The organism is Polaribacter septentrionalilitoris (assembly GCF_009832745.1).
Classification (GTDB): Bacteria; Bacteroidota; Bacteroidia; order Flavobacteriales; family Flavobacteriaceae; genus Polaribacter; species Polaribacter septentrionalilitoris.
Genome location: NZ_VRMJ01000025.1, coordinates 35,409 through 46,080 on the forward strand (window position 1 = coordinate 35,409; position 10,672 = coordinate 46,080).

Here is a 10,672-nt window from a genome sequence, read left to right on the forward strand (position 1 = left end):
TTAAGGTATGGTTTTAAAAAAAAATGATTTTTTTAGAAAAGTATTCAAAAAAAAAAAGAGTAACCTAATAGGTTACTCTTTTAGGCATGAAACGTGGGGTATCATACCATTATAAACATACTTGTGGGAGTAGTTATTTTTTTACCAAAGAGGTAAACACTCTTAAAGTATCTCTTTTAATAATTTTCGCATTACTATCTAAAGTAACTTTTATTACGTGCTCAGGGTTTGAAACCTGAAAAATGTAACTATACTGTCTGAAAGAAGTAATATGGTAATTGGCATATTCTTTCTCAACAGTAGTTTTGTTAGATTCGTAATACTCCAATTCTGTTTTTACGGGTTGGCAACTTGCTAATACCCCTACAAATGTTAAAGCAAATAAGACTCTTTTCATAATAAAAAATTTTACAATTCATAAAACAACTATAAATTTTAAAAACAAACAGGATCTAATTTGTAGAGGGTTTTAAAATAAATCTCCTGTAGCTAGTAAAAAAATAGCAACTAAATAATACTTATAAAGTTAGGGAGCTTTAATAAACGTATAGTCAAATTAACATTTGCGTTAAATTAACTACGAACTTATTATAAATTTAAAAAAGAGGGTACATCAATAAGGGGATATTGATATTGCAAATTTACAAAATTATTTTAATTTCAATAAAGAAATGTTGTATTTTATTCCAAAATTAAGAAAAGGGCTACTCAATGTTCCTCCTTTGGCTTTAACATAACCACCAGCAGCTCTTAAGTTTAGTGTATTTGTAAGTTTGTAATCTAAACCAGCACTTGGCTTTATAATCAATCCTTGACCAGTACTAATGTTACCACCACCAGCAGCACCAGCTAAAAATTGAGTAAAGAATGAAATAGAAGTATTAAGTGTAGGTTTTGTTTTGAAACCTAAACCTACCAGACCTTCAGCATAAGCTCCTGCATTACCAAAATTTGCAAATGAAGTTTGACCAGCAATAAAGAGAGATTTGTTTAAATCTACGTTTATTTGAAGTGAAATTTGATGCATATCTTCAGTTGGCTCAGTTTCACGCTTTGCATTAAAATAGATGTCTTGTTTTACAATGAATTCAAATCCTTTAAATTTAGTTTTACTGTAGGATTCATCATCATTGATAATACCATTTCTTTCTAAATAATATTTTAAACCAATACCAAAAGTGGAAGTATTAAATTTTTTATCAGGAGTTAACAGGTATCCTTTATTTATTGAAATATAGATATCATTAAAAAGTTTTTGTTCTATTGATAAATCAGGATAAATCATAAAACCACCACCAGAATCAACACCACCACCACCACCTGCACCAATTCCGAATTTGGCTAAGACATTTGTATTGTTTTTAATTATCGGCAAAAGGTAACCAGCACCAAAGAACACATCCATATATCCTGCACGAATTCCGTTATATGCACCATCAACCTTTAGAAAAGCAAACCAATTTTCATTAAAATAGGAAGCATATTCAAAACCAACAAGATTAATTGTTTTTCCTTTTTTTATAACTCCAGTATTATCTTTTACAACTTTTAAATTATTGGCATGGAGCATTAAAGAACTTCTTTTACTTTTCTGATTCCAATCAGAAGAACTTAAAGATTCAATTTCAAACTCTTTTTCTGAAGCATTATAATTTGAATGTTCAAAATCTAAAGAAATTTCTAAACTAACATTTAGTTGATGTCCTTTTATCAAACCATCATCAAAAAAATCAACATAACTCCATCCAGAATTTACTGAGAAATATTTAAAATCATAACCTAAATTAAAGTGAGGTAATATAAAGGCACCACCACCATCTGGAGCTCCAGCACCACCACCACCACCAAAATGGAATCCTGTATCTAGGTAGAAACCATCTGAAAAATATTTTTTGAGACCTGCATTAACTCCCAAGGTAAAAAAACCACCTCTTGAACCACTCACAGAGCCATAGATACCAATACCTGTATAAAAATTATTTTTTAAATTAAGGTTATAGTGTATACCTGTAAAACCCATATTAGTTTCATTAGGTATATTGGTAATTGGCATATCAATAGATAAGTAATCAATTTTTGCAAAACCTTTCTGAATATTTTTTTTTGGAATTTTCTCTGATTGAGAATATATAGATTGATATGAAATAAAAACTGCAAATAAGAAAAGGAACTTTTTCATAGTTGTAAATTATCTTTTTTTAATGGTAATAATTACTGTTTTTGATGCGGGTGTATTGCTAATATCAGCTTTATTTTTAATAGGTACTAATACGTTTGCTTCAGGGAAATAGGTTGCTGTACAATGTTTAGGTATATCATAAGGCACTACCAAAAAACCTTTAGCCTCTCTTTTTTCATTATTAAAATGACTTGTTAAGTCGACTAAATCTAATTTTTCTAAATTTAAAGAATTCATGTCTTCTTTGTTCATCAATACAACTCTTCGTTCGTTTAAAATTCCTCGGTATCTATCATCTAAACCGTAGATTGTGGTATTGTACTGATCGTGAGTTCTGATGGTCATCATCATAAATTGACTCTTTTTCAGTTTAATTTTAGAAGGTGTATTGATACTAAAATTAGCTTTTCCTGTTTTTGTAGGTGTAAAATCATTTTCTCTGGCATTGTTAGGTAAATAGAAACCACCTTTAATTCTTACACGCTTGTTATAATCTTCAAAATCAGGAATTGTAGCCTCAATTTTATCACGAATCAAATCGTAATTTGCAATTAATTCTGTCCAATTAGTAGTTGAATTATTCATAGTAGCATTGGCAACACCAGCAACAATAGCAGGTTCACTTAATAAATGCTCTGAGCAAGGTTTTAAAGTTCCTTTAGATTGATGCACAACTCCCATAGAATTTTCTACAGAAACAAACTGTTCTCCAGATACTTGGATATCTTTTTCTGTTCTTCCTAAACAAGGTAAAATCAATGCTTTTTTTCCTGTTACTAAATGACTTCTATTTAGTTTTGTAGAAACTTGTACCGTTAAATAGCAATTTCTTAAAGCTTCTGCAGTAAACTCAGTATCTGGGGTTGCAGAAATAAAATTACCCCCCATTCCAAAAAAAACTTTTGCCTTTTTTAGATGCATTGCTTCTATAGCATCTACAACATCATAACCGTGTTTTCTTGGGGCTTTAAAATGAAATTCATTTTCTAAATTATCTAAAAAAGAAGCTTTTGGTCTTTCCCAAATTCCCATTGTTCTATCACCTTGAACATTAGAATGTCCACGAACAGGACAAGTTCCTGCGCCTTTTTTTCCGATACTACCTTTTAATAATAAAATATTTACAACTTCACGAATGTTGTCTACAGCGTTTTTGTGTTGCGTTAAACCCATTGCCCAACAAAATATTATATTTTCATTATTGATGATGAGTGCTGTTGCTTTTTGTATTTCTGATAGTTCTAAACCAGTTTGAGGTAGTAATTCATCTATTGTATAATTATCTAAATCTTTTAATAGATTCTCTAAACCTGAAGTTTTTTCTTTGATAAATTGATGATTAAAAACAGCATTTGGAGATGCTTCTTCTTGTTCTTTCATCAATTTTAGGATGATTTTCAATAGAGCTACATCACCATTAATTTTTACTTGTAAAAACAAATCAGTTAAATCTTCACCATTTATCCATTGTAAAGGATTTTGAGGATCTTTAAAGTTCATTAACCCTACTTCTGGCAATGGATTTATAGTAATAATTTTTCCTCCCTTTTTTTTGTTTTTTTCTAAAGCGCTCAACATTCTTGGATGATTTGTACCAGGATTTTGCCCAATAACAATAACCAAATCAGCATGATTAAAATCTTCTAAAGTAACAGAACCTTTTCCAATTCCAAGTGTTTCTGAAAGTGCAACTCCACTTGATTCATGGCACATGTTTGAACAATCTGGTAAATTGTTTGTTCCAAATTGTCTTACAAATAATTGATATAAAAAAGCGGCTTCATTGCTTGTTCTACCAGAAGTGTAAAAAATAGCTTCATCAGGAGAGTTTAATCCATTTAACTCATTACCAATCATTTGAAAAGCATCGTTCCAGGAAATTTCTTGATAATGAGTAGCGTCTTCAGCTAAATACATAGGATGAGTAATTCGTCCACTTTTACCAATTTCATAATCAGACAATTCAGATAATTCTTTTACAGAATGCGTAGCGAAAAACAAAGGAGTAACTTTGTTTTTTGTTGCTTCTTCTGCAACAGCTTTTGCACCGTTTTCACAATATTCAGCTAGAAAAGCTCTTTTGTCATCTGGATCTGGCCACGCACAACCTGGGCAATCAAATCCGTTTTTTTGATTTAAATTCGCTAATAATTGAATCCCTTTACCAACACCCACTTCGTCTTTAATATGAGTTAAAGCAGAACGAATTGCTTTTATTCCAGCAGAAGTTTTTGGAGCTTCTTTAAGTTTTATTCCTGTTAGTTTATTTGGAGGCTGCGCATTTGTATTTTTAGACATAACTCAAACTTTTTTTTAGATAAGAAGGATTCGCATAAATAGTCATCTTTTGCGCTCTTGTAAATCCAATTAAACAAATGCCAAATTCTTTTGCAAAGTCTACAGCTAAAGAAGAACAAGCTGAAACAGCTACAATTATTGGTATTTTAGCTAAAAATGCTTTAGAGACAATTTCGTAAGAAACTCTACCACTCACTAGTAAAAAATGAGCATGATTAAGTTGCTTTTTAATGAGTAAATCACCAATAGCCTTGTCTACTGCGTTATGTCTACCAATATCTTCTTTTATCGATAAAATTTCATTTTTTTTGTTAAACACTCCTGCTGCATGACTACCTCCTGAAGCAAAAAAAGTTTTTTGAAAAACTTCCATTTTCGAGAACATTATATGCAAATCATTACTTAAAAAAGTATCTGATTTTTTTAGTTTTTCTCCATCAACTTTAATGTCTTTGAGTTCTTTTTTTCCGCAAATTCCGCAAGAGGATACAGATAATAAAGTTCTCTTATTTAAATATCCTTTTCCTAAATCTTTTTCAGAAATATTTACATTGATAATTGTTGGGATTTTATGTTCTTCTTTTACAATTTGAAAAATTAGATTTTCTTTTTTTTTGTAAATATCTTCAGCAAAAAGGAGACCTCTAATAAGTTCAATATCATCATTTGGAGTTCTCATTACCACAGTATACGCCTCATTATTTATATTGATTTGAAGAGGTGATTCTACAACCAAATTATCATTGAGAAAGGTTTGACTCTTCTGATTTACTTTTAATGCTTGATAAGTTGATGTTTGCATAAATTGAAGATTCTGCTTCTATACAAACTTAATGAAAAAAGATGTGGTTAGAAAGAAAAAGCCTTGAAACGAATTTCAAGGCTTAACTCTAGGTGTTTTATACCCCTAATCATAAAACACATAGATCTATAACAAAGATAATATTTTCTTAGAAATTATTAATTGTTTTTTTACACAAAATAACTGATAGGTCATTGTTTTTTAGAGTTGTAAGGAATATGTAGTTAGTGCCCCCATCTTTAATTTTGGTTTCTTTTCTAATTTGAGCTACTGTTTTAGGAAAGTTTCTGACGGTAATGTTTGCTTGTTTATTTGGCAATAGCCTATTTATTTTCTTTTTATTGTAAATTGAAATGTTTTCAATTTTAAATACTCTACCTGGAAAATCAATTAATTGATCTGAAGTATATAAATGTGAATGTTGATGTAATTTATAGATTTTTAATTGATAAGAAATTTGATGAAATGCACCAGATTTTAAGATGGCTGCATTAGGTTCGTAAAGATATTGTAGTGGTTCTGAATATTCAGAATTTACATCTTCTTGATATCTAAAGTTAAACTTTTGAACTTTATGTTTTCCAAAATTAATTGTTTTAATATGTATCTGTTTTTGATAGTCTTTTTCTAATAAAAACAACAATTCTTTTACTTCATTATTTACAGCTACAATATGAATTTCTTTCACATTTTTTAATTCTCTAATTGTACTAGAAATATCTAAAATGGGAGAAACTTTAATCAGTATTGTTTTGGTTTTTGAAAAATAAAAATCAATCTTTGGTGGTATTTCTGGCAAACAATCTTTTAGTAAAAATACTTTTCCTTTTGTATCATTTCTTCTTGATGGGTCTATGTAAATACAATCAAAAGTTCTTGTAGTTTCTTTTAAATAGTTGAAACCATTACCCGAAAATGTTTGAATATTTTTTATCTCTAGTTGTTTATAATTGTGCTTTACAATTGTTGATAAGTCTTCGTTAATTTCGCAATGTGTTACTGTTGTAAATAGCTTAGAAAAGTAATAACAATCAATACCAAACCCGCCTGTAATATCTATAATCGAGTTTCCAGATACAATACTTGACTTATATTTTGCTGTGATTTCTGATGAGGTTTGTTCAATGCTTATCTTTGGTGGATAGAAAATGTTTTTAGTAGAAAACCAAGTAGGTAGTTTGCGTTCAGATTTTTGTTTTGCTATAATCTGATTCGCTAACTCTTGAATTGGAATAGCATCAAAAGGACTTCCTTTTAAAATCAGTTTTGTAATTTCTGATTTTAAATGATTATTGATGAAATTTTGTACTTCTGGATGTAAAATTTTAGGATTCAAAATTTTTACTAAATATCTTTTGTAATGGATTTTACAATTTTGTTATCAGATAAAAACTCTTTTAAAATCACTTTTAAAGCAGTATAAAGTGGTACTGCAGTTATCATTCCTATCACACCAAATAATAATCCACCAATGATAATAATTAAGAAAATTTCTAAAGGATGAGATTTTGTAGTTTTTGAAAAAATTATTGGCTGACTTCCAAAATTATCAATTAATTGTGCAATCAAATATCCTATCATTACATAAATTGTTGTGGGTAAAATTTCTGTTTGAAAATCTTGTCCAATATTACTTGTCATTGATAAAATAAACATAATTACTGCACCAATCATTGGACCAACATAAGGAATTAAGTTGAGTAGCGCGCATAAAAAAGCGATAACTACTGCGTTATTAATTCCGAAAATTAAAAGTATGATAGTGTAGAGCACAAACAGAATTGAAATTTGAAAAATTAATCCTATAAAATACCTTGATAATAAATCGTTAATGGTTTCTAATGATTTTGAGAACCTAGTTTCTGTTCCGTTAGGAATAATTGTCATAACCCCATTTTTTAGCAAATGACTGTCTTTCATAAAAAAGAAAGAGATGAATAGTATTGAAAACAAACCAACACTCAAAGAGCCTAAAGTGCCTAAAATATAGTTTAAAAAGTTAGGTATTTCTTGAAATTGAGATAAAAAATCAAAGTTTTTAATTTCACCAAACACATCTATTCCTTTAGATGAAAAATAAGCTGTAATTTGTGCTACAATATGCTCTACATTTTGTTCTAATTTATCTACTTCTAATAAAGATAAACTTTTACCTTGCTCTGCAACTAGTGGAATAAACATTAGAATTAGTCCTGTAAACAAACCTAACATTAACATCATTGAAAATACAACAGCTAAAGTGTTTGGGAACTTTAATTTTTTTCTTAAAAAAAAGACGACTGGTCTTGCAATTAAAGACAAAATTGCTGCAATAATAATGTAAATAATTACTGATTGTATGGTATATAAAAAGTAGCCTAGAAGGAAAATACCAACTAAAATCCCTATAGCTCTTAAAATTCCGTTTGCTATTATTTTTGAGTTCATTAATTATAGCCTTTTACTTCTCCCATACTTAAATTTCTTCCATTTTTAAAAGTATGGTTTTTTGGTAATAAAGTTCCGCTTTCTGTAGTTATCCATTCTTCCCAAGTTGCAGGAGTTCCATTCATTCGTCCGTTTTTTAAATACATTTTATAACTTTTTGGTACATATGTAGAATCTAAAATCCAAACATAAGCATCTCCAGGTGTAGTGCCTCCAGAAGTGTAGGTAACTCTTAAGGCTTCTTTATCATCAATCATTTCTATGTTTCTGATTACACCATCATCATATAATTTATGTGGTGCCACTAACCAAAAAGAATCATTATTAAAAATGTTCCATGCTCTTTTTACAATTTTATTCGGTGTTTTTTCCTGTAGTTTTTCGTTAAAATAGACAGTACTTTTTTGAGTATCTGCTGGGTGTAAATTTACACGAATGGTATCCCAAGAAACATCAACAATATGTTTTTGTTTGTCCCACTTAAAATGTCTCCTTCCTCCAAAACTCCATTCTATATATCTTGTATTCTTGTATGCTTTATGATTGATTGCTTTTAAAATTTTGTTGGCTAACTCGTTTGCATTTTGGTTATAGGCTTTTACATTACCCATTGAAATTTCTAAACCAAATAATGATAACTTGTGTTTTGTTGGCAGTTTTATGCCTGCTTCAGTGATTTTCCAATCAGACCAAGTAGCAGAAGCACCACCAATAGGGATAATTTTTGTCCACATTTTATAAGAAGTAGGGAAGTAGTTTTCGTCTAAAATCCATAGGTAAGAATCTCCTGGAGTTGAGCCACCAGAGGTATATGTAATTAGTAATGCATCTTTACCTTCGTGTTTTACAATACGTCTTTCAGTGCCTTTATCAAATATTTTATAAGGTGCAACCAACCAAAAAGAATCGTTGTTGAAATAATTTGTAGCTACTTGAATTAATTCTGGATTATCGACTTTTTTATTGTTGATATATGCTTCAGATTTATAAGTTGTATTGGTGTTTAAAATTACTTTATTTTCATTCCAAGAAACTTCTACAATACCTTCTTGTTTTCGCCATTTATAAAAGTTTTGTCCTCTAAAACTCCATTCTAATATTTCTGTATTTTCAAATGCTTGATGATTTATTGCATTAAACACTTTTATTGCTAAAGCATCAGCTTCTTTGCCTTGTTTTCCCTCAGGTAACGGTTCATTGTTTACAAAATAATAAATTCCTCCAGCAACAATTAATAGTAGTAATAGAATTCCGATAAATTTAAAAAGCTTCTTCATTTTTGAACTTAAAATTAAGATGCTAAATTAATTCTTTTTTTTTAGGAGAGATTATCTATTTTTTGGTAATGTAATCTCAAATATTCTAGAAATCCTATTTTTTGGAGTTACTTTATTAGTTAGGATTCGTTTTATGAAGGTAATTCTAGTGTAATTTTCTTACAAAAACATGATTTTTGTAGCCAATTTCTGCAACAGTAAAATCCACAAACCCCACTTTTTTATATTGATGTGATTCGTAAAATTGTATGGCTTTATAATTTAAAATATAGGTTACCAACCAAATGACATCAAATTCTAAAGTTTTCATTTTTTTTATGATAGTTTCATGTAGTTTGTTGCCTAACTTCATCCCTAAGAAATCATTAAGAATATAGATTTTATCTAGTTTACAAGCTTTTTTATTTTTGATGAATTCATTAGCGTTATTTAAAATAACTTTAGCGAAACCTACAGGAAGTTCGTCATAAAAAATAATCCAAAAAATTAAATCTTTATCTTCTAACTCTTTTTTAATTTTATGAACATTGAAACTTGAGTTGCAAAAATCTAATACGTCTTTTTTGTTTTTAATATACTGACTATGAGATTCATTAAACGTAACCCTACCTAATAATGCAATTGTATTTGCATCTAAACTGTTGGCTTCTCTTACTTTAATCATATCAATTCTGAATTTAGTTCCTTTAACTCTAATTTTTAGGACTAATCTTTGTAGCAAACATCTAATTATTTTCAATAAAACTACATAAAATAAATTGCTTAAAATGATTTTGTTTTCTTGATTAACGGAAAGTTACAAAACGTTTAATTTAACAGATATCTGAATAATTAATAAAAATCTTACTAAATTTTTTTGGTAAATTTTTACAAATACAAATTTTTTTATTGGTAATAGGATGTTCAAATTCTAATTTTGCAGCGTGTAAATACAGTCCTTTTCCTTTTAAAATCAAATCTGATTTTCCGTAAATTTTATCACCTAATATTTGATGACCAATACTTGATAAATGTTTTCTTAATTGATGTTTTCTACCTGTTTTTGGTTGTAATTCTACCAAATTCAAATTTTCAAAACGTTCTGATTTTACAGATTGTAAAACCTTAAATTCTGTGGAAGCATTTTTATGATCTACCTTAAAATGAATAACACCTGCAGAACACATGTTACCAATTGTAATTGCGTAATATGTTTTTTGGATTTTCTTTTTCTTAAATAGTAAGCTTAATTTCTGAATTGCAGAACTTGTTTTTCCTACTAATAACAACCCACTTGTGGGATAATCTAATCTATGAATAGGTTGTGGCTTAACAGCAACTTTTTGAGTGCTTTTTTGTAAATTTCGTGGTAGAGCGTTTGTAATGGTTACAAATTTGTTTCCACTAACTAAAATTCCTGCAGGTTTGTAAATAATTGCCAAAAAATCATCTTCATATAAAACCTCTACATCTAATTTTAATCTTTTAAAAGTAGCAATTTTTTCTGATTTATATAGTTCAATTTTTTCTCCACCAGAAATATATTTCGACGTTGTTGCCAAAATACCATCAATAAAAATAAGCTCTTTTTTGATGGCTTTTTTTATGGCAGATTTTGTTGAAACTGTATTAAAAATACCCACTCCATATTCTTGAAAACGAATCGGTTTTTCTTGCTTTTTTGCGATGTGAGTTTCTATAATTTTCAAT

Annotated in this window: 9 protein-coding genes; all 9 read right to left on the bottom strand. The window is 29.0% G+C overall.

All coding sequences use genetic code 11. The features are described 5' to 3' along the window. Window positions 1-133: 133 nt before the first annotated feature. On the bottom strand, window positions 134-397 hold the full coding sequence (locus tag FP421_RS04675) for a hypothetical protein (protein WP_159948101.1): 264 nt from the start codon (window positions 395-397) through the stop codon (window positions 134-136). A 252-nt stretch (window positions 398-649) separates the two neighbouring features. Continuing rightward, on the bottom strand, window positions 650-2,179 hold the full coding sequence (locus tag FP421_RS04680; RefSeq protein WP_159948102.1) for a hypothetical protein: 1,530 nt from the start codon (window positions 2,177-2,179) through the stop codon (window positions 650-652). A gap of 9 nt (window positions 2,180-2,188) precedes the next feature. After that, complete coding sequence (locus FP421_RS04685; RefSeq protein ID WP_159948103.1) at window positions 2,189-4,477, bottom strand: FdhF/YdeP family oxidoreductase; 2,289 nt, start codon at window positions 4,475-4,477, stop codon at window positions 2,189-2,191. After that, a complete protein-coding gene (gene fdhD, locus FP421_RS04690; protein WP_159948104.1) occupies window positions 4,470-5,279 on the bottom strand; it encodes a formate dehydrogenase accessory sulfurtransferase FdhD in 810 nt (269 codons plus the stop codon). Before fdhD ends, FP421_RS04685 begins: the two co-directional genes overlap by 8 nt. Before the next feature lie 148 nt (window positions 5,280-5,427). After that, entirely contained in the window at window positions 5,428-6,615 is a 1,188-nt protein-coding gene (locus tag FP421_RS04695; protein ID WP_159948106.1) for a THUMP-like domain-containing protein, read from the bottom strand. Between the two features lie 8 nt (window positions 6,616-6,623). Then, window positions 6,624-7,706 (bottom strand): AI-2E family transporter, encoded by a 1,083-nt coding sequence (locus FP421_RS04700; protein ID WP_159948108.1) that lies wholly within the window; start codon window positions 7,704-7,706, stop codon window positions 6,624-6,626. Then, the gene (locus FP421_RS04705; RefSeq protein ID WP_159948110.1) at window positions 7,706-8,983 is read right to left on the bottom strand and encodes a hypothetical protein; all 1,278 of its coding nucleotides are present in this window, start codon (window positions 8,981-8,983) and stop codon (window positions 7,706-7,708) included. The genes FP421_RS04700 and FP421_RS04705 overlap by 1 nt, the downstream gene beginning before the upstream one ends. A 145-nt stretch (window positions 8,984-9,128) precedes the next feature. Continuing rightward, window positions 9,129-9,704 carry a GNAT family N-acetyltransferase gene (locus FP421_RS04710; RefSeq protein ID WP_159948112.1) on the bottom strand — a complete coding sequence of 192 codons (576 nt, stop codon included), beginning with the start codon at window positions 9,702-9,704 and terminating at the stop codon, window positions 9,129-9,131. Between the two features lie 91 nt (window positions 9,705-9,795). After that, entirely contained in the window at window positions 9,796-10,671 is an 876-nt protein-coding gene (locus FP421_RS04715) for an RluA family pseudouridine synthase (RefSeq protein ID WP_159948114.1), read from the bottom strand. Between the last annotated feature and the right edge of the window lies 1 nt (window position 10,672).